This is a genomic window from Chryseobacterium luteum, from assembly GCF_000737785.1.
GTDB lineage: Bacteria > Bacteroidota > Bacteroidia > Flavobacteriales > Weeksellaceae > Chryseobacterium > Chryseobacterium luteum.
The window spans coordinates 308,766-327,294 of the sequence record NZ_JPRO01000003.1 but is presented as its reverse complement, the minus strand read 5'-3'; the positions used below and the strand labels follow the sequence as shown (position 1 = coordinate 327,294).

At 37.4% G+C, this 18,529-nt stretch carries 24 protein-coding genes and 1 tRNA gene; 4 read left to right on the top strand and 21 right to left on the bottom strand.

The window, feature by feature from the left end; genetic code table 11:
• From tssD to greA, 8 genes are all read right to left on the bottom strand, one after another.
• The coding region (tssD, locus tag IX38_RS06755; protein WP_034703102.1) for a type VI secretion system tube protein TssD at positions 1-257 on the bottom strand (257 nt) is incomplete at its 3' end.
• Positions 258-1,040: 783 nt separating this feature from the next.
• A tRNA-Met gene (locus IX38_RS06750) sits at positions 1,041-1,114 on the bottom strand.
• A 44-nt stretch (positions 1,115-1,158) separates the two neighbouring features.
• The gene (locus IX38_RS06745; protein ID WP_034703100.1) at positions 1,159-2,451 is read right to left on the bottom strand and encodes a peroxiredoxin family protein; all 1,293 of its coding nucleotides are present in this window, start codon (positions 2,449-2,451) and stop codon (positions 1,159-1,161) included.
• A gap of 61 nt (positions 2,452-2,512) precedes the next feature.
• Positions 2,513-2,740: a hypothetical protein gene (locus IX38_RS06740; protein ID WP_034703098.1), complete on the bottom strand. Its 228-nt coding sequence runs from the start codon at positions 2,738-2,740 to the stop codon at positions 2,513-2,515.
• 5 nt (positions 2,741-2,745) lie between these two features.
• Positions 2,746-4,671, bottom strand: coding sequence for a T9SS type A sorting domain-containing protein (locus IX38_RS06735; protein WP_034703097.1), 1,926 nt, complete (start codon positions 4,669-4,671; stop codon positions 2,746-2,748).
• 75 nt (positions 4,672-4,746) lie between these two features.
• Positions 4,747-5,934, bottom strand: coding sequence for an ATP-dependent Clp protease ATP-binding subunit ClpX (gene clpX / locus IX38_RS06730; protein WP_034703096.1), 1,188 nt, complete (start codon positions 5,932-5,934; stop codon positions 4,747-4,749).
• Positions 5,935-5,993: 59 nt separating this feature from the next.
• Positions 5,994-6,383: an HIT family protein gene (locus IX38_RS06725; protein ID WP_034703095.1), complete on the bottom strand. Its 390-nt coding sequence runs from the start codon at positions 6,381-6,383 to the stop codon at positions 5,994-5,996.
• Between the two features lie 60 nt (positions 6,384-6,443).
• On the bottom strand, positions 6,444-6,914 hold the full coding sequence (gene greA, locus IX38_RS06720) for a transcription elongation factor GreA (protein WP_034703094.1): 471 nt from the start codon (positions 6,912-6,914) through the stop codon (positions 6,444-6,446).
• Between the two features lie 110 nt (positions 6,915-7,024).
• Between greA and IX38_RS06715 the strand changes: the two genes are divergently transcribed.
• Entirely contained in the window at positions 7,025-7,480 is a 456-nt protein-coding gene (locus tag IX38_RS06715) for a Rieske (2Fe-2S) protein (RefSeq protein ID WP_034703093.1), read from the top strand.
• Position 7,481: 1 nt separating this feature from the next.
• A complete protein-coding gene (dtd, locus tag IX38_RS06710) occupies positions 7,482-7,931 on the top strand; it encodes a D-aminoacyl-tRNA deacylase (protein ID WP_034703091.1) in 450 nt (149 codons plus the stop codon).
• Between the two features lie 140 nt (positions 7,932-8,071).
• Here the strand turns inward: dtd and IX38_RS06705 are convergent, their stop codons facing one another.
• The 10 genes from IX38_RS06705 to IX38_RS06660 form a co-directional block, all read right to left on the bottom strand.
• Complete coding sequence (locus IX38_RS06705; RefSeq protein WP_034703090.1) at positions 8,072-8,584, bottom strand: hypothetical protein; 513 nt, start codon at positions 8,582-8,584, stop codon at positions 8,072-8,074.
• 52 nt (positions 8,585-8,636) lie between these two features.
• Positions 8,637-9,173 (bottom strand): hypothetical protein, encoded by a 537-nt coding sequence (locus tag IX38_RS06700; protein ID WP_034703088.1) that lies wholly within the window; start codon positions 9,171-9,173, stop codon positions 8,637-8,639.
• 6 nt (positions 9,174-9,179) lie between these two features.
• A complete protein-coding gene (locus IX38_RS06695) occupies positions 9,180-10,553 on the bottom strand; it encodes a DUF4153 domain-containing protein (RefSeq protein ID WP_034703086.1) in 1,374 nt (457 codons plus the stop codon).
• A gap of 118 nt (positions 10,554-10,671) precedes the next feature.
• On the bottom strand, positions 10,672-11,157 hold the full coding sequence (locus IX38_RS06690) for a Coq4 family protein (RefSeq protein ID WP_034703085.1): 486 nt from the start codon (positions 11,155-11,157) through the stop codon (positions 10,672-10,674).
• Between the two features lie 11 nt (positions 11,158-11,168).
• Positions 11,169-11,462, bottom strand: a complete 294-nt coding sequence (locus IX38_RS06685; RefSeq protein WP_034703083.1) for a hypothetical protein — start codon at positions 11,460-11,462, stop codon at positions 11,169-11,171.
• Between the two features lie 10 nt (positions 11,463-11,472).
• Positions 11,473-12,312 carry a metallophosphoesterase gene (locus IX38_RS06680; RefSeq protein WP_034703081.1) on the bottom strand — a complete coding sequence of 280 codons (840 nt, stop codon included), beginning with the start codon at positions 12,310-12,312 and terminating at the stop codon, positions 11,473-11,475.
• 22 nt (positions 12,313-12,334) lie between these two features.
• The gene (locus IX38_RS06675) at positions 12,335-12,625 is read right to left on the bottom strand and encodes a hypothetical protein (RefSeq protein ID WP_034703079.1); all 291 of its coding nucleotides are present in this window, start codon (positions 12,623-12,625) and stop codon (positions 12,335-12,337) included.
• Positions 12,626-12,690: 65 nt separating this feature from the next.
• Positions 12,691-12,981, bottom strand: coding sequence for a winged helix-turn-helix domain-containing protein (locus IX38_RS06670; RefSeq protein WP_034703076.1), 291 nt, complete (start codon positions 12,979-12,981; stop codon positions 12,691-12,693).
• 59 nt (positions 12,982-13,040) lie between these two features.
• Positions 13,041-13,658, bottom strand: a complete 618-nt coding sequence (locus tag IX38_RS06665) for a hypothetical protein (protein WP_034703075.1) — start codon at positions 13,656-13,658, stop codon at positions 13,041-13,043.
• A gap of 330 nt (positions 13,659-13,988) precedes the next feature.
• Positions 13,989-14,753 (bottom strand): enoyl-CoA hydratase/isomerase family protein, encoded by a 765-nt coding sequence (locus tag IX38_RS06660; RefSeq protein ID WP_034703073.1) that lies wholly within the window; start codon positions 14,751-14,753, stop codon positions 13,989-13,991.
• Positions 14,754-15,007: 254 nt separating this feature from the next.
• Here IX38_RS06660 and IX38_RS06655 point away from each other — a divergent pair, with 254 nt between their 5' ends.
• Both IX38_RS06655 and IX38_RS21885 read left to right on the top strand, forming a co-directional pair.
• Positions 15,008-15,556: a phage tail protein gene (locus IX38_RS06655; protein WP_034703071.1), complete on the top strand. Its 549-nt coding sequence runs from the start codon at positions 15,008-15,010 to the stop codon at positions 15,554-15,556.
• Positions 15,557-15,580: 24 nt separating this feature from the next.
• Positions 15,581-16,402 (top strand): T9SS type A sorting domain-containing protein, encoded by an 822-nt coding sequence (locus IX38_RS21885; RefSeq protein WP_051884526.1) that lies wholly within the window; start codon positions 15,581-15,583, stop codon positions 16,400-16,402.
• A gap of 99 nt (positions 16,403-16,501) precedes the next feature.
• Here IX38_RS21885 and IX38_RS06645 read toward each other — a convergent pair whose 3' ends face one another.
• The 3 genes from IX38_RS06645 to IX38_RS06635 are packed head-to-tail and all read right to left on the bottom strand — an operon-like array spanning position 16,502 to position 18,496.
• A complete protein-coding gene (locus tag IX38_RS06645) occupies positions 16,502-17,191 on the bottom strand; it encodes an SMUG2 DNA glycosylase family protein (protein ID WP_034703069.1) in 690 nt (229 codons plus the stop codon).
• Entirely contained in the window at positions 17,181-17,912 is a 732-nt protein-coding gene (locus IX38_RS06640) for a DUF4241 domain-containing protein (protein ID WP_034703067.1), read from the bottom strand. The genes IX38_RS06645 and IX38_RS06640 overlap by 11 nt, the downstream gene beginning before the upstream one ends.
• A 47-nt stretch (positions 17,913-17,959) precedes the next feature.
• Entirely contained in the window at positions 17,960-18,496 is a 537-nt protein-coding gene (locus tag IX38_RS06635; RefSeq protein WP_034703066.1) for an SMI1/KNR4 family protein, read from the bottom strand.
• Positions 18,497-18,529 lie beyond the last annotated feature (33 nt).

Sequence of the window (18,529 nt, the reverse complement as noted above, 5' to 3'; positions counted from 1 at the left end):
TTGAACTTCAGTTCCTTTAAGGTAGCATCACTGTCTCTTTTTATAAAGACAACGCTGCCATCCTTCCTTTCGAATGAATTGGTCATCCATTCAAAAAGATCGGTAGCTCCCGTTCCTTCAACTGTTAAATGAATCTTTCCCCCTCTCGCAACGGAAGAGGGTCTTCCTGTAGGGTCGGTTTCCTGTAGCATTCCGAAATCTACAGCTAGAATGTTGCGCTCGATACCGGCGGCTTTGAATTTTGCTTTAAATGACATAATAAAAATATATTTTAGGTTTAAATATCTAATAACACCAATAATGGAAATATACCCCTGCACTTATAAATATATTATTCTTATAATGACCAACTAGGGAATATATTCTTGTCAAATCTATACATTATTTTTAGTTACACAAATAAATAATTGATAATTTTTAAAGTATTTTATTATGTTAAACTACAATTATCATCAATATAAATAAAATAATGATAATAATTTCACAATTTTAACCAAATAATTTATTTATGTTACTATTTTTATAACAATTAGTTATTATAGATTATTTCATGAAACACGATTGTTTGAAATTGAAACAACTTAAGGGGAAAGTGTTTCTGATTTTTCCTGACAAATATTTCTAAAATAGAAAGTAATGGAGGATTTTTGAATATATGTAAACTTCTCTGCAACCGAGAGGAAACATATTCTTAAAGAACAGAATAAATAAGCAAATACCATATAAAATCTTTTGGACATGTAAATTAAAACCAATATCGGAGATTATTTACCCTGTATTCCTGTTCCAACAGCTTGGCAAAAACAACAGAAAAAGACACTATAATAATTACAAAATTCTTACAGAATATTCATTTTGTATGTTTGCAATAGGAGGTGAAAATTGAAGTCGCTGATAAAGGGGATGATGAAAAATATGACATTTCTTAGTACTCGTTATCGTTATTTTGATTTTGTCTAAAAATAACTTACCGTCATATATCTACCGTATAAATCAAAAACCGCAACCATTGATAATCAATGCATTGCGGTTTATTATTGTAGCGAAGACGGGAATTGAACCCGTGACCTCAGGGTTATGAATCCTGCGCTCTAACCAACTGAGCTACCTCGCCTTTTTGGTGGTGCAAATATAGAAAATATTTGTTTACCACCAAAATTATTTTAGCTTAAAATATTCCAAAACATTGCCCACATGGTCTGGTTTATTGATTATCTTATTGTTAGCATCTAAAATAAAATATGTAGGTGTCGCATGAACATTATAGGTTTCTACATAACTGCTGTTCCAGCCTTTCAATTCAGAGTCATTGATCCAAGGAAATGCAGCAATCTTTTGTGTATAAGAGTTTTTATCTACATCTAAAGACAAGCCGACAATCTGTACATTTTTCGCCTTCAAATCATTGTATTTTGCCAAAAGCTGAGGCAGCTCACTTTCGCAGTGAGAACATGTAGATGACCAGAAAATAATTATTTTTTTATCAGCTTTCACATCATATAATGACTTTGCTGATGTATTCGCCGGGGACTGAAATTTAATGTTAGGGAATGCTGCTCCCATTTCAACATTGGCATTGGATTTTAAAGTAGTTGCCAGCCTGTCATTGATGGTGCATTTAAGGTTCTTTGCCAGCGTAAGATATTTGGTTTTGAATTCGTCCATATCGTAGGCATCAAAGATATCAATAAGCTCTGATAAAACGGTCTGTCCTCTTGGAGTTTCAACTTTTAAACGGTCTAAAAGCGTATCTACCGAACCTGCCACATTAGTATTGCCTCCTGAGTTAAGATAGGCAACCAAAACAGGTCTTAAAAGTGAAGAAGATTCCAGCATGTCATTGGATTTATCCAGGAAGTTGACAATATCAGCTTCATTGACTTTTTTAGCAGGATCCGTGGAATTAGACAGGAATTTATTATAGTTTGTATTGTAATAAGAAATAAACGGATGCTGCGCTGCATCAACACCGTTATTCATCCCGGCAAGCCTTTCTATCTCGCTTTTCAGCGCTTTTCCGAATTCAGTATTATCTTTATAATATTCTTTGATCTGTGCCAATGCAGGAAGAATAAGTTCTTTTTTCTGTGACCCTTCCTGCTGTTTGCTCATCAGGTCATTTACTTCATCAAGATAGATTACATCTTTAAGCTTATTATTCTGAACATCCAATTTAATACTCACATTTTTGTTCTCTGAAACAAAGCTCACCGTATTATTTGAAGCCGGAAAATACACCTTCATCATTCCCATATAATGGTTTGGATATTTGAAGGTCCATGTATTATTCTTGCTTTGTTCTTTGGTAACAATTATATCTTTTGAACCGTTTAAGGTATATAAAATGGCATCCTGATCTTTAAATTCTGCGGGTGCCTGAACCGTAACTGTGAACTGAGCATGCAGAGAAAATGCAGCTAATACTGCAGATAATATATATATCTTTTTCATAGAGTAAAAATAAAAAAACTCTCTGACTAATCAGAGAGTTTAATGTTATTTTAATAAAATTTTAGGCTTTTTGGCTCTTCAAATTCTTTGTATAGTATATAATAAATATAACTGCAACAACAGACAGCAGATAAATATACATGTCAATAGGTGATGCAGGTGAAACTCCTCCGGGTCCTACCCCTCCAGTACCGCCACCTCCCGGTGCAGGTGGTATGTCGTCATCTGCCTTGACCAGTAGTGTTCCAAAAAAGAAAAGAGCGAGTGCTAATTTATTGATAGTTTTCATAATATTTATTTTAAGATTTTAGTGTTAACAGTTTCTCCTTTATCAGAAACAATTTTTACAACATAAGAATTTTTAATTGCTCCGTTAAGCTCAATCACAAAATCCGTAGATGTATTAACTGCTTTTTTAGAGATAACCAGTTTACCGCTCATATCATAAACTTCAATATCTGCCTTTTTCCAGTTTGGATCAAATCTAACAATGTAGTTGGTAATTTCCGGATTGTATACCACCATTGTTCTTGAAGGTGTAGCCGTTTCTTTTGCAGCTAATACCACATTGCTTGGCTCACCATAATATAAATCATAAGATGCAACAGCATTAGGTGCAATACCATCCTGTGCTGCCGGCTGTAAAGTACCATTTGATGCTTTATAGTAAAAACCGATACCTGCAGACAACAGGTGAGTTCCTGCCGGAACCAATTCTCCGTTTTCTCTTATTTCAAATTTGTAAGATTTAACTTTACCTGTATCATAATTTACAAGCTTAACATTCTTACCTTTAAAGTTACTTTCATTGGCCTCATTGATGTATAACCAATATTGTCCGGTATAGTTTGTATCATAACCTCCATTCAAAGCTTCTTCATATGTACCGATAATGTTACTTCCTGCCGTTGCCTGAACTGTAGTTGCTACGGAGGACTGGTGTCCTGTAACCGAATTAGGTGAAACTACATAATAAGTTCTTGCCACTTCTTTTCCATTAGCATCCAAACCAATTACTCCAAGCTGTTTTACCGTACCACTGATGTTGTTGCCATTTTTAGCAGCAGTAACACTGTAGTCAGTAGCAGCAGCTCTAACGGTTGAATTGAATCTTCTAAGGGTGTTCAAGGTTAATGTCTGGGAAGAATTATCTCTCAGTTTCAGAACGAAAGTCTGCATTGGTTTGATAATCATACCCATATCTCCAACAGGAATTCCTGCAGTAGTATAAGTCTGAATCAACGCTCCTGTACTATAGGCATTCCCTTGAGAGCCTACAACTACAGTTCCCGGATCATATCTTACACCCCAGATATTAGAAACATTGTTTCCATCACTCGTTCCTCCGTTTTCTATAAATCCTATTTTTGATAAATCAAGATTAGTTAAGAAAGGGTTTCCGAACTGGTAAATATTTTTACCGTATGTAGCAGTCCATGGAGTAATAGAGGTTTCAAACTGATCCTGAAGATAAGTGTTATACTTTTCATTATACCCATTAACGGAAGTACCGCCCGGTCCGAAAGAAACATTCCCTGCATTCTGAAGAGTTGTAGCAGAGGCAAATGCTGCATAAGGACGGCCATTAAGAGTATGCAAAGCACTGCTTACATCTAAGTTGTTGTTGTTAGACCCAAGCATATAGTACTCAGAACCATTGCTGGTAGTTACGGATAAGTCTGAATAATGATCAGCTACAGCCGCAGTATTGTTCCATTTCAGGATTTCATTTTGGGTTCTCCTCTGAGTTCCAAAAGTTTTGCCCAATTCGGTGGATAATGTATTCAAAGCTTTACCAAAGAAAGGCAGTCCAACCTGTTGATAAAAATTTCCATTACCATTCTTCTTGGTTCTGAATTCCTTACTTACAACTCCAGTGATCTGCCCCTGAGTCAAACCATCTACATACAGCTGGCCATACGTAGATACATCATCAGTAGCAGTGGGAGTATTAAGTCTTAAAATAATATTTCCGCCATCGGTTTTATCTCCACCAACAGCATCAATTGTTTTCAAAGCGTCTCCGGCATTACCTACGATCATGACGTTTCCATGCACATCCAAAAGGCCATTACCTCTTGTCTGTACACCTCCGCCACTATAAACCAGGGTACCTTCGCTCACATACATATTAGCATTAGCGTCAACGTGACATAGTATCTGCGCCTGAACAGAGTAACTAATTGCTAAAAGACCTATAGCAAATAAACTTTTTCTCATTGTATAAATTATTTGTGTGTTAATACAATCTTCACCCGCAAAGGTAAGATTTTTTTTTAAAGAAAAAAAAATATTTTATTTATTAACAAAAATATTATCTTCCGTTAATATAATTTCTTTCTCTTCACCTATTGAAAACATATAGTCTTCCAGTACCTTTTCCGTTGTTCCTCTTAAGCCTCTGGCCCCCAATCCCTTTTCCATGGTTTCTTCTACGATCTTTTCAATGGCTCCGTCTGTGAAAACCAAATTGGCACCGTCCATTTTGAAGAGTTCCACAAACTGATTGACAATAGAGTTTTTAGGCTCTTTCATGATTCTTACCATGGTCTCTTTATTCAGCTTATCAAGATAAGTAATGATTGGAAATCTTCCCAGAAGTTCAGGAATTAATCCAAAAGAACGAAGATCGACTGCATTGATATTCGTTAATACATATTCCTCTTCATCCGTTTTATTGATTTTTTCCAAGCTGAATCCTATAGCCTGTTTGTTCATTCTTCTTTCGATGATATCTTTTATTCCATCAAAAGCCCCTCCAGCAATAAAGAGAATGTTCTGAGTATTCACCTGGATATATTTCTGATCAGGATGTTTTCTTCCTCCCTGAGGCGGAACATTAACGATACTTCCTTCCAGAAGCTTCAGCAATCCCTGCTGTACACCTTCTCCGGAAACATCCCTGGTGAGACTTGGATTGTCTGATTTTCTTGCAATTTTATCGATTTCATCAATAAATACGATTCCTTTTTCTGCTTTTTCTACATCATAATCAGCAACCATCAGAAGCCTTGAAAGGATACTTTCCACATCTTCCCCTACATACCCCGCTTCAGTAAGAATAGTAGCATCTACGATACAGAAAGGAACATTAAGCTCTCTTGCAATGGTTTTTGCCAGAAGAGTTTTTCCCGTACCGGTTTCGCCTATCATAATGATATTTGATTTTTCCAGTTCTACTTCCCTGTTTTCATCCTGTGCATGAAGCAGTCTTTTATAATGGTTGTATACCGCGATTGACAGCTGTTTTTTAGCCTGATCCTGTCCAATGACATATTGGTTAAGGAATTCTTTAATCTCTTTCGGTTTTTTAAGTTCGTCTATATTTTCTGCAGGAGAAGATCCTGTTTTAGAAACACTGTCTTTTACGATAACATGTGCCTGTTCGATACAGTTTTCGCAGATAAAGCCGCTCTGCCCGGAAATAAGCATCTGTACCTCATTTCTTTTTCTGCCGCAGAAAGAGCATTGGTTTGAATTCATACTATATAATAATGTTAAAGAAAATCGTAAAAAATTTCTTTTTTACGATTTTATGCTTTTTAAGAATTAATGATTGAGTTTTGGATCTCTTTATATTCTTCGTCTGTTAATTTAAGTCTTTCATTTCTGAAGTTCATATCTTCCACCCTGTTTAAAGGAATGAGATGGATGTGCGCGTGCGGAACTTCAAGTCCTACTACAGCTACTCCCACTCTTACGCAGGGAACAGCATTTTTTATCTTTTGGGCGACCTGCCGGGCAAATCCCCAAAGATTTTTGTATTCTTCACTTTCCAGATCAAAGATCAGGTCAACTTCTTTTTTGGGAATTACCAGTGTATGTCCTTTCACCAAAGGCATTGCATCAAGGAATGCTATAAAATGATCATCCTCGGCAATTTTATATGAGGGAATTTCACCGTTGATGATTTTTGTGAATATACTGCTCATTTTTTATAGAAGTTAAAGGTTAAAGATTGGTAGTCTGATTCCGGATTGTATTTACTTAGACTATAGAGTGATGTCTAATACTTCAAAAGACAGTTTGTTCCCGTTTGGTAATGTAATATCTGCCGTTTCGCCTATTACTTTTCCAAGTAATCCTTTCGCGATCGGTGTATTCACAGAAATCCTTCCTGTTTTAAGGTCGCTTTCATTATCCGGTACCAGTGTAAATACCTGCTCCTGATTGGTAGCATTATTTTTAAGCTTTACCGTAGTAAGGATGGAAACCTTTGAAGTATCTAATTGACTTTCATCTATGACCTTGGAAGTAGCGATAATATCTTTAAGCTTGGAAATTCTCATTTCAAGCATCCCCTGAGCCTCTTTAGCCGCATCGTATTCAGCATTTTCAGATAAATCTCCTTTATCTCTTGCTTCTGCGATTTGCTGGGTAATCTTTGGTCTTTCCACAGTTTCTAACTGTTCCAGCTCAGCTTTCATTTTCTCTTGTCCCTCCTTTGTTACATAGCTTGCCATAATTTTCAAAATTTAGGTTTGGTATAAAAAAATAATCCGACATTTGCCGGACAATGTTTTACGTGTTATAATCGTTTAACTTTTACAAATATATAAAAATTTAAATTGAAATGAAAAAAACTTTTTCAATCCTATCTATTTTAACGTTACTGATTTTCAGTAATTTAACTATAAACTCGTGTGGAAGCAGAGAAGATACAGTAAACTGTTTCCCCAACAATCCTATTAATGTAACTTTAAACCTGAATCTGCCTGCTTATAACAATCTGAACTACGATGGAGGCTGGATTTATGTGAATGAGCAGCAAGCCGGATCAAGAGGACTGATTGTAGTGCGGGTGGGAGATTCTTTCAAAGCATATGACCGAAATGCTCCCCATATCTGCCCTGATGCGAATACCACTCTTGAGGTAAAGGATAATATCAGCATTCTGTGCCCTAAAGACAATACGCGCTGGATTTTGAGAACAGGCCAGCCGGAATCAGGGGCTGCAACTTCTCTTCCTCCTAAAACGTATCCCTACAACTATGATCCTTCCACTAAAACTTTAAATATCTATTACTAGAATGAAGGTTGTTATACAGAGAGTTTCGGAGGCCTGTGTAAAAGTAGACGGGAAAATTGCCGGGGAGATTGGAAAAGGGCTAATGCTGCTGGCCGGAATTGATGAAAATGACGAAAAACCGGATGCAGACTGGCTTGTTCAGAAGATTTTAAATCTGAGGATATTCGGGGATGAAGAGGGTAAACTTAACCTTTCTGTAATGGATATTTCAGGAGAAATCCTTTGTATCAGCCAGTTTACGCTGATTGCAGATTATAAAAAAGGGAACCGCCCTTCTTTCATCAAAGCGGCAAAGCCGGATAAAGCGATTCCTCTTTTCGATTATTTCAAAGAAGAGCTGGCTAAATCAGGATTAAAAACTGAAAGCGGGATTTTCGGCGCAGATATGAAAGTTTCACTGATTAATGACGGACCTGTAACGATCGTTATGGATTCAATCACGAAAAGCTGACACAGCGGATTATCAACCATGACATTTAATGAAAAACATCCGTAGAAACCGGCCGGAAATAATTTATAGTTTTCTGTATATTCAAATAAAAACGTCTTTCAGATTTTGAAAGACGTTTTTGTTTATAGGTTTTTATAAGATCAGCTCGCGGGAACACTGTTGAAATTAAGAGCTATTTTAAGGTTCATATCTGAACTTGTCTGGTTTTTCAGCTCATATACTGTTCTTACTGTAAGTCCGGAACTTTTTACAACCTCATCCAGGTATCCTGTATCATTAATATCCAGATTTAAACTGGAAGAGTCTGTTGTAATATTTGACCGTGATGCCACAAGCTTTTCCCCTGTTCCATTGGATGAAATATAAACTTTCACAGATTTAAGGGCACTTAAATTTCCGCCCGAAGGAGAAACTACAGAAATTTTAGCATCGGAAATTCTTACATCTTTGATCTTTGCATTATTATTTCCTCCAAACCATGTCTGCACATTGGTAGCCGTAGCGGTAGACGAAACTTCTTTATCGGCAGGCACACCCGTGGACACCAGTACATTGGCTGTATAAGGGAATGTATTCTGAACCAGTGACTGTACTGTTCCACAGCTTACTACTACTGCCGAAACTGCCGCTGTCATTAACCATATATTTTTCATAATTTTAAACTTTAGGATTGAATTTGCAGAAATTATACCAAAACGATGAATATTATTCTACACTTACATTAAAACTTCCTTTTGTATTACCGGAAGCCATATTACTTTTCCCGATAATGAGCCAGACTTCGCCTTTTTCTTTGATGTCGTAGGTGAGATCTCTTCCGAAAGGCCCGTCATAATCTCCGTTTGGAAGTCTGATCTGGTTGAATCTTATATTAAAATCTTTTTCATTGGTGGAGATTTTCGCTTTAATATTGGGTTTGTCATAATGGGTCAATTTTAAAACCAGTTCCTGTCCGTCTTTTGTAAACTCCTCCCCTAATGTGAAAGGGAGCTGTGATGCGTCTGCCGTTCTTATGATCCGGCCTTCTTTCTCGCTTCTCATTACGCCTTTGCGCAGTACTTCTTTGGTGACAGGGGCATTGTTAATGATTGAATCTTTCTCTCTAAGGACAGCCGAATCTGTTTTAGCAGCGTCCGGCATTTCTGTGGACCTGGCAGAATCCCTATCAGGGGTTTCTGTTATCGCTGGTTCTTTTTTACATGAAATAATAATCAATGGAATTAACAATAAGGATTTTTTCATAATAATTTAATCTTTTAATGTTTCATAGTAAAGGATCTTTGAAAGGAAAGGTCTGGATTTTTCTTCTTTAATTTTTTCCATCACTTTCTTTTTAAGCTTGAAATCATTTTTTTCGTCTGCATACTTCAGCAGTAATTTTTCACTGAAGTTGATTTGTTCAAAGTGATAGTTTACCACAAAATCTTTACGTTTCATATTCTGGGAGGTAATCATTCCGCCCCAGTTCACATAACTGCAAGCCAAAACTGTTCCATAAAAATACCAGGTCATTGTATTGAACAGGAATGCATTTCTTTTTTTCTTCTGAATTTTAATGAAAGTAAGGGCAAGACCGATCAGCGCCAACAGGAGGAAAGCAAACACGCCCAGCCTTTTGTAAGTAAATCCGTAACTGAGTATATATTCGTAGTTTTTCAGTGCCGCGGAACAGACAAGAACGGCATTCAGAATGATCCAGATCCTGGCCAGAATTTTCATCAGTCTTGCTTTGGGATCAAAATTGAACCCGGATTTAAAATAGAACATAATGACCAAAACTGCCATAATGATCGACATGATTACGGCATTGACTCTTTCATGGGTTTCTTCGGAAAGCTGTACCGGAGTTTTGGAAATTTCGTAAAACTGCTCGTAATTGTAAGTGACAATAAAAAACACGAGTAAAATATTCAGGCAGAAGAAAGAAATGACACCGCTGGTTCTTTCTGCATCCAGATCAAGGAAGGAATAGGTTGCCTTACGGATCTTATCATTCTCCTGAAAGTTATCATCCAGCAGGTCGTTCTTTTTATATACAAATCTTTCCACCGCATAGTTCCAGTAATTGAATGCAATAAAAAATCCTAAAACCGACAGACACAGCACCTGCCATATATTGATATCCAGCTCATAATCTCTGAAAACAGCAGCAAAATGATCACTTCCCACGGAATAGATCCCGAAAAACACGGAAATAAACAGCAGAGGAATGATGATGAATGCCAAGGCTTTCTGCCACATTCCGGACATATTCTTTTTGGGCAGCCATTCGTCGAAACTGAAGAACCGGCAAAAGGAGGTAACGCTGTTGATGATAAATACGGGAATGAGGAAAAGTATTTTCAGCTTTCTGTTTTTCGACCGGTAACCGAGCAGCAAAAGAGAGCTTACAACCGCCAGCAGGGAAGGAAAATCCCCGAACCATGCAAAAGCAAAACATGACAGAATACTTGTAACGAAAAGTATCAGAAAGGTTCTTGTTCTGTTTCTTTCAGGAGTTTTGAACAGGGTGAGCAATGCGTAAACGACACCAAGGATCCCGAGATTCAATCCGATGTCCTGATCATAGAATACAATGACAAACAAGGCGGCTGTAAGAAATATATGATGATGTGTTTTCATGATGGGGAAGATTTAATAATTGAAAAATTGAATGATTTAAAAGATTAAAAAGATTTGAATCTTTAAGGAGGAATAAGGATTTAAGATTATTAAGGCGCAGTTTAAGGCTGAAGATGGATTAATACAAGACTGTTGTTTCTTTCTGCTGGATATAATCTTTCAGGTGGTCGAAATTCTGCCACAGAAGGCTTTCGAAATCCCAGTGGTAAAAAGGTCTCATGCTCTGCCCTTTTCTGTATGCCTTGATATACAGCTTCAGGTATTCGGGAAGGATGAGGGTTCCTAATACAACTGCTGCAAGGAGATGGGCGTTCAGCTTACCGTTTCCGAGGAGAAGGTACTGCATGGCGATCTCGTCCTCAAATTGGGTTCCGCATCCGGTGATCAGATGGTGTACGTCATGGTCTTCCATTTTGGGGATCATAGAAAATCCATGCTTTTTATAAAATTCGCCCAGTTTTCTTCCTAAAGAATCTTCCTGGAATTTCAGCAGCTGTTGTTCATTGAACTGCCATTGTCTTTTTTTCTTTTTAAAATATTTTCTGTAGAGCTTCTGGGTTTTATCATACACAAAAAGCAGAAAGCGGACACGTACTTTTTTCATAAGGTTTTATTTTAGTTTAGATTAAGTCCTATTAAAGCGTAAATAAAGGCAATGGGAATATTGATCATAAGGATACCAATAGCTTTGAGACAGATTTCAAATTTTGATGGATGAACAAGTGAATAGATTAACAATCCTATGATAATCAACAAATTGATAATGCTTCCGAAAATTAAAAGCAAATAACCTGTAACTGCAAAACCGTCATTTTTTGTTAGTAAATAACCGAAAAGACAGATATTTCCCAGTGCAAAGCACAATCCGAAAATGTATTTTCCAATGTTTATAATTTCATGATCTTTCATAGATATTATTTTAAGTTTGAGTTAAAGTAAAGACGGTAATTTCCGGGCGCACCATAAATCTTATCTGGAAAGAATGACCAATAGCACGATTGATATACAGCATTCTCCCATCCTGAAGATCTATTTCCCCCGACACATATTTTTTATTTTCAACCGGAAGGATGGGGGTGACAATACCCGGAATTCTACATTGTCCTCCGTGGGTATGACCGCCTAGTATCCAGCCCTGGTAGCCATTCCATATATCCCTGTCGCAGGCATCCGGATTATGGCAGAGTACAATATTGGCTTTTGAAGGGTCATGATTTTTCATTACTTCTGACGGATAGAAATTAGGTGACCACAGATCTTCAAATCCGATAAAATTCAGTCCACAGATTTCTTCACTACTGTTTTTAAGTATATTGATTCCAAAATCTTCAAGAACCTGACTGATATTTTCTGAGTACTTGATATCACTCCACTTCTTTCCATAATCATGGTTTCCAAGAATTCCCAAAGTTGCCAGCTTCCCGTGGACTGCATGCCTCATTACTTTCTTCAGGTCCTCCTTTTCTTCATGAGTCCCATGATTCACAAAGTCGCCGGTGTAAACCACAAAATCCGGATTAAACTGCTGAGCTTTTGTGAAAGAATCAATCAGGAAATTCCAATCAAAACGATCTCCGACATGCAGGTCTGATATCTGCATCAGCGTCTTTCCTTCTAATGTTTCCGGAAGATTTTTAATGGGTAGCTTTCTCTGGACAAATTCTACCCAGAAAGGTTCTATCTGCCAGGAATACAATGCAGGAAATGCTCCGATCAATGAAAGCTGTGCCAATCTTTTAATGAATTTTTTCCTAGTCATAATTGAAGTCTATTATCAATGGTTAATTTCCCGCAAACGGACTTCCGAAAATCTCTACAGGCAATTCAATCCAGATCAATGCAAGAACCAACAAAATGAGAATGCAGATCAGGACTCTCCGGCTTTGTTTTTTGGTTTGGTTTCTAATCAAATTGACCAGGAAGGCGGTTGTAAAAAGTAAAATTCCTGCCATCAGAAAATCTGCAGCTGACCAATTGATTCCCCCGGAAATTGCATTTCCTAATAATGGAATACATAGTAAAACCAATGGAAGAGCATAAATGGCGAGTGTTGTCTGTTTTTGTGTTATCATTTTATTTAATTTTAAACTATAAAGTACTTTGTATTTCAAAGTTAAAATTCAAAAAAATATAGGGTTTAACGTCCCAATAATTTTTCAAGAGCATCCAGATGTTCATTGAAAGCCTGTCTTCCGTTCTGTGTGACACGGTAAGAGGTTTTCGGTTTTTTGCCTACAAATTCTTTTTTTACTTCAATGTATCCTGCTTTTTCCAAAGCATTGCTGTGGCTTGCCAGATTACCGTCTGTAATTTCCAAAAGTCCTTTCATTTCAGAAAAGTCAACCCAGTCGTTTACCATAAGAACGGACATTATCCCCAGTCTTACACGGCTTTCGAATTCTTTATTGAGTTGATTGATGTTTATCATAGTAAGTCATTAACCGTAGGCTTTCAGGAATATGTCCCTAAAACCTGTCAATTTAATTTTTATTTATATTTTTTATGCATGATCAGCCCATACACAATATGCAGCACTCCAAAACCAATAGTCCAGAATACAAGTCCCCATCCTAAGAAGAACAGGGAAATTAATCCCAGAATAATTTGACAATACCCTAAATATTTAATATCAGTCAGGGTATATCTTTCTGCACTGACTAACGCAATTCCATAAAATATCAGTGTGGCGGGAGCTATCCAAACAAATGAATGATGAAAAAGAAGGGCGAGGCAAAAAATTCCTCCTGTTACCAAAGGAACGGCAAAAGTTAACAATAAACGTTTCGTTGTGCTGTCCCAGATTTTTTGTCCTTTCTTTTTGCTTTTGTTGGCTGTGAAAATGTACCCGCTTAAAACAGCTGTGAGTAAAATTACTGTTCCGATAATGACAAGTTCTTTAACCAATGCCGGATGGAAAACGTTCCTGGTACCATCAAAATAATCAATTCCTTCCCTTTGGAAAACAAAATAAACGTATCCTGCACCAATCAGAGCAGCCAGACCTGCAAAAACTCCGGACAGTCCGCTCAATGAAATAAATCTGGAAGACCGCTCCATCATGGAACGGATATGAGATAAGTCTTCGTGATAATTTTTCGAATCCATAAAAAGAACTTTGAATTACAAAGTTATAATTTATTTTTAATCTGCCAATTATTTTTTTAAAATTTTGAAATTATTTTTTCATCACGCGGTTTATGGGACCCTTAACTTTGAATTTTTTTAAACTTCTTTGTTGGACAATCGCAAAGGCGCAAAGTTTTAAACTGATAAGTTTAAACAGAGTTGGTTTATTATTAACAGGAAAAGAATTCTGTATATATTGAATTTACTATGATCAGAGTTTCAAGAGTAAAAAGTTCTTTCTCTTCATGGGCTATAATAATAAAAAACCGCTGAAATCATCAGCGGCTGTGTAATTGTATGAACAAAAAATTATTTTGCTCTCAGTCTTTCTTTAATAGACTCAATGTTTTTCTTTGCAGAATCTTCAAGAATTAAACTTGCACTCATGTGGATTCTTGCAGGCATGAGTTCGTTAAAATGATCTGTCCCTTCCCAGGATACTTTTTTGATTAAAGCCAATGCGTCGCTGCTTCTTGAAGCCAATGTCTGCATAAATGGGTCTAATTTGGCATCCATTTCTTCAATACTTTCTGATACGGAATGATAGATATTATGCTGCTCTGCCCATTCCGCCGATCTGAAATCTGCATCAACAGCCATTGCGGAAAATTGTGATTTTCCGATCTTTCTTTCTACGTAAGGCCCGATCACGAAAGGTCCGATTCCCAAATTAATTTCCGTCAGTGCAAGTGCTGCATCTTTAGTTGCGAAACAGTAATCTGCCCCGCAGGCGATTCCTACACCGCCGCCCGTTGTTTTTCCCTGAACTCTTACTACGACTATCTTTCCGCAGTTTCTCATCGCATTCAGAACTTTGGCAAATCCTCCGAAAAATTTTGAAGATGCTTCCAGTTCGTCAATGGCTAAAAGTTCATCAAAACTAGCTCCGGCGCAGAATGCTTTTTCACCTTCACTTTTTACTAAAATGGCTTTTACCTCATCTTTCGCTCCTTCATCTAAAATGGTCTGTGCTAACTTTTCAAGAATTGCTCCCGGGAGAGAATTACTTTTTGGAGTTCCGAATGTGATTTCGGCAATATTATTTTTAATTTCTGAAACTACGAATTCGTTCATTTTTCGTTTTAATTGGATTTATACAAAAATACTAAATACAGAACGTTTGAGAAAAACTTTAAGACTATAAATTGAATCTTTATTTTTTTCAATTCCCATTACGTAGAAATACGCAATCTGCAATTTGGTATTTTCTACTCTAGCCATGGTTTCTTATATGTTGTTCCTTTGGACTATCGAAAATAACAACTACAGGCGGAATCCGAAAAGCCCCAAACAGAGTAGGAAATTTAATAACTGAAAAAACAAATATCATGGACGAATACATTGGAATCGTAAAACTATTTGCCGGAAATTTTGCACCTAGAGGCTGGATGTTATGTGACGGAAGCTTATTAAGAATTTCAAACAATTCTGCTTTATTTTCAATCTTAGGAACAATTTATGGTGGTGATGGAGTCACTACTTTTGCACTTCCAAACCTAAAAGGAAGAATGGCTGTCGGTGCCGGAAATGTAACCAGTAATGAATATTACCCTCTGGGAGTCGTTGCGGGAACTACACAAAATACGATCATGGCACAGAACCTTCCAAGTATAGGTTCAGGGTTTCAGCTGAAAGTTGCCAATGTAAATTCTACGGATTCTACTCCCTCAGCCACCACATCTATAGCAAAAACAGGAACTCAGGTAGGCCGGGATTTCAATGCTGTGCCCAGTTTTGCAGCCGCTGATCCTGATACTGCTCTTAATGCTAAATCTATATCATACATCGGACAAAACCTTCCGGTGAATAATATGCCGCCTTATTTAGCCCTTAACTATATCATATGTGTAGAGGGAATTTATCCTCCAAAAAACTAAAACAACGAATTTAAAACCTAAATCATGAAAAGATCTATTTTTTTAATCATTTGTAGTCTGTTCATAGCTTCATTTTCTTTTGGGCAGACCAGTACGGAACAATTTGAAACGGAATCTCACGGAAGTCCAAGTTTTACAGATAACGGAGTGATATTCAACATCATCTCTCACGTAGGAACTTTTGACATCCAGGGTAACTATCCGGCTACGGGCTGGAACGGAACATCAGTTGACAACAGGTATATTGATAACTCTAATGATGCTTCATTTCCGCCGTCTTTCAGTATTAAAACCACATCCAATCTGTTTAAGGTAAACCGGTTCTGGATGTATCTGTCTTCTCTTAATTTAACTTTGGGGGTACAGGGAACATTGACTGTTACAGGAAAGCTGAGCGGAGTGATTAAGTTTACACAGACAAAATCTGTAGGTTTTGTTACTTCTATGACACCTACGAACGGATACTCTCTTATCGATCTCACTAATTTAAACGGTCAGAATTATTCGAATATCATCATTGATGAACTCGTGCTGACTTTAGGCGGAGCATTCAGATATGCAGGTTTTGATGCCTTCACATGGGTAAAAGACACCGGAACTGTATTGGCGGCTAATGAAGTAAAAACTCCTCAGAAAGAAGCCACTATCTATCCGAATCCTACGAATGGCCCGCTTACAATTAAGACTGTTGAAAACACTAAATTTGAAGTCTACAGCCAGTCCGGACAGTTGGTAAAAACCATCGAAGCAGGAAAAGGTGTTAACGAAACTGATATTTCGGAACTTCCGAAAGGAGTATATATGATAAAATCGGCATCAGAATCTTATAAAGTTATTAAGAGGTAATTACAGACCATTTATCATAGGTAAAAGCTAATATTCGTAAGAAAAAAAGATTTTAAATTATATCCATGCAAAATCCCCGGAAGATTTTTCCGGGGATTTTCATTTTTTCAGCGCTAAAATATATTTGTCAATATACAATTGCTTCTCCTTAGATTTATACTGCTGGATATATCTCGGATGTTCCAAAACCGTCATTTTCTCAAAGAGATTAGCTTCCTTATTAAGTTTTGAAATAAATTCTGCATTCTTTTTCCCGAGCACGAAGACTTCGGAGGTATCTACCCCCAGGCTGATATGCTTTTTCAGAGAATCGATCATAAAATCTTTTACTGCCTGAAAGAGTTTGTTATCATCATAATAATTCGCGTTCAGCCATCCGTTTTTTGTTTTTCTTACGATGGCCAGCGGAAAGGGTGAATTGATATAAATATCTTTGTAAAATTCCTCTGCACCACCATATTCAGCAATCATATCGTATATGAAAACCGAGGAAACTTCATGGGTGTATGCCGAATGCATTTTGATTCCGCAGACAGCTTCCAGCCTTTTGGTATCGGTAAACGGAACGCCCGTCACGCCTGCTCCATGCCTGCTGGGATTGATGCCAATAACAAACTTCCTCGTTTGCAGATCATTGTAGTATTTATGATAAAATTCCTGCATGACAGTCATGGTTTCCGGATTGTCCAGATATGGGTTCATGACCTCAAAGCCATCAGGAAGATCTCCTGAAAACTGCAGGTTTTTATTGAATTCTATGACTTTATCGGCAAAGGTTTTATTCTTCATCTTCGTCCTCATCATCAGACAATGCCAGCTCAATATCTATAAACTGGATATAAAGTCCGCAGATCTCCCCTTTTTCATCATATGCGAAATAAACGGGATATCCTCCGTCTCCGAAACCGCTTGCAAACATCGGGATATGATAGTCTGTATTGGGAATTTTCCAGTTGATCCAGTCTCCCAGCTCTCTTTGGTTTTCCGGATGTTCTCTGTAGCTCTGTGCAAACTGTTCTGCAAAATAATCATCATAAACATTCTCCACGTTCACACTGGTAAGGAATTTATCAAAATGAGGAAGCACTTCAGCATCGGTAATGCAGCCCAGCCCGGCATCTACCATGAATCCGAAATAGTCTCCTTCATTTAAATCTTCAAGATTTTCTATCCCGATCAGCGCTTCCCTGTACAGAACAGGTTTTTCTTTGGTGAATTCCACTTTTACGGCAGCATAGCGGTTACCCCATTCTTCTGACTTTACGACAGCGATTCTTACCGGAAAATCTCCTTTCGGAGCCTGAAGGAAATAGGGTTTTTCTCCTGCATTCAGAAACACCAAAGGATCTCTTACGATTACTTTTCCGGACGGCAGGGAAACGTTTCCTATGTCCATCACCTCCATTTTCTGCTCCATAATTTCATCCGAAGTAAAATAGGTTTCCAAATCTACGGGACATGTAAGGATATCTTTTACCTCTTCCCATTTTTGCATCCAGCTTTCGTTCATTGTTTTATTTTTTGTAGTTTGATTTAAAGTTAAAAGTACCTGTTTATTTATTCACCATCAAATGCATCTTCATCTTTCAGTCCTTTTATGAAAGTTTCAAAGTCTCTGGCCAGAAATATTTTTCTGTAATCATCTTCCTGGTCAATATGAACGACTTCGGGTTCTCCGTCTTTTCCGCAATTGGAATAATCAAGCAAAACCATATCATGACCAGCCGAAGGACAGTCGCAGATATAGATCCCTATGGCGGGATACCCCCATTCTTCAATCATAAACCGGCTTCCGAGCTCTCCACAGATGGAATAGGTTTTCTCTCTCCCGATTCCCATAATTCCGGTAATGGCAATATGATCATCTGCCCAGGAATTCTCTTCCGATGTAGGAAAGCATGACTTTTCCACCAGACCGCCGTTCTGCAGCCTCATCAGTTCGATATAAGAGGCGGGAAGTTTGTAGCCAAGCTCTTTTTCTACGGAAGCAATAAGCTCATCATCGGGAAAGGGTTCTATATAATCTCTCACCGAATAGCTGCTTTCGTTCCAGAAGTCCGTAAAATCAAAGTCTTTGAAAAATTGTAGTTCCATATCTTGTTTTAAATAAATGAAATTTCTGATTTT

Coding starts and splice junctions, on each gene's coding strand:
- IX38_RS06745 (WP_034703100.1), bottom strand. CDS start 2,451: ATGAAAAAGATATATATATTATCTGCAGTATTAGCTGCATTTTCTCTG.
- IX38_RS06740 (WP_034703098.1), bottom strand. CDS start 2,740: ATGAAAACTATCAATAAATTAGCACTCGCTCTTTTCTTTTTTGGAACA.
- IX38_RS06735 (WP_034703097.1), bottom strand. CDS start 4,671: ATGAGAAAAAGTTTATTTGCTATAGGTCTTTTAGCAATTAGTTACTCT.
- clpX (WP_034703096.1), bottom strand. CDS start 5,934: ATGAATTCAAACCAATGCTCTTTCTGCGGCAGAAAAAGAAATGAGGTA.
- IX38_RS06725 (WP_034703095.1), bottom strand. CDS start 6,383: ATGAGCAGTATATTCACAAAAATCATCAACGGTGAAATTCCCTCATAT.
- greA (WP_034703094.1), bottom strand. CDS start 6,914: ATGGCAAGCTATGTAACAAAGGAGGGACAAGAGAAAATGAAAGCTGAG.
- IX38_RS06715 (WP_034703093.1), top strand. CDS start 7,025: ATGAAAAAAACTTTTTCAATCCTATCTATTTTAACGTTACTGATTTTC.
- dtd (WP_034703091.1), top strand. CDS start 7,482: ATGAAGGTTGTTATACAGAGAGTTTCGGAGGCCTGTGTAAAAGTAGAC.
- IX38_RS06705 (WP_034703090.1), bottom strand. CDS start 8,584: ATGAAAAATATATGGTTAATGACAGCGGCAGTTTCGGCAGTAGTAGTA.
- IX38_RS06700 (WP_034703088.1), bottom strand. CDS start 9,173: ATGAAAAAATCCTTATTGTTAATTCCATTGATTATTATTTCATGTAAA.
- IX38_RS06695 (WP_034703086.1), bottom strand. CDS start 10,553: ATGAAAACACATCATCATATATTTCTTACAGCCGCCTTGTTTGTCATT.
- IX38_RS06690 (WP_034703085.1), bottom strand. CDS start 11,157: ATGAAAAAAGTACGTGTCCGCTTTCTGCTTTTTGTGTATGATAAAACC.
- IX38_RS06685 (WP_034703083.1), bottom strand. CDS start 11,462: ATGAAAGATCATGAAATTATAAACATTGGAAAATACATTTTCGGATTG.
- IX38_RS06680 (WP_034703081.1), bottom strand. CDS start 12,312: ATGACTAGGAAAAAATTCATTAAAAGATTGGCACAGCTTTCATTGATC.
- IX38_RS06675 (WP_034703079.1), bottom strand. CDS start 12,625: ATGATAACACAAAAACAGACAACACTCGCCATTTATGCTCTTCCATTG.
- IX38_RS06670 (WP_034703076.1), bottom strand. CDS start 12,981: ATGATAAACATCAATCAACTCAATAAAGAATTCGAAAGCCGTGTAAGA.
- IX38_RS06665 (WP_034703075.1), bottom strand. CDS start 13,658: ATGGATTCGAAAAATTATCACGAAGACTTATCTCATATCCGTTCCATG.
- IX38_RS06660 (WP_034703073.1), bottom strand. CDS start 14,753: ATGAACGAATTCGTAGTTTCAGAAATTAAAAATAATATTGCCGAAATC.
- IX38_RS06655 (WP_034703071.1), top strand. CDS start 15,008: ATGGACGAATACATTGGAATCGTAAAACTATTTGCCGGAAATTTTGCA.
- IX38_RS21885 (WP_051884526.1), top strand. CDS start 15,581: ATGAAAAGATCTATTTTTTTAATCATTTGTAGTCTGTTCATAGCTTCA.
- IX38_RS06645 (WP_034703069.1), bottom strand. CDS start 17,191: ATGAAGAATAAAACCTTTGCCGATAAAGTCATAGAATTCAATAAAAAC.
- IX38_RS06640 (WP_034703067.1), bottom strand. CDS start 17,912: ATGAACGAAAGCTGGATGCAAAAATGGGAAGAGGTAAAAGATATCCTT.
- IX38_RS06635 (WP_034703066.1), bottom strand. CDS start 18,496: ATGGAACTACAATTTTTCAAAGACTTTGATTTTACGGACTTCTGGAAC.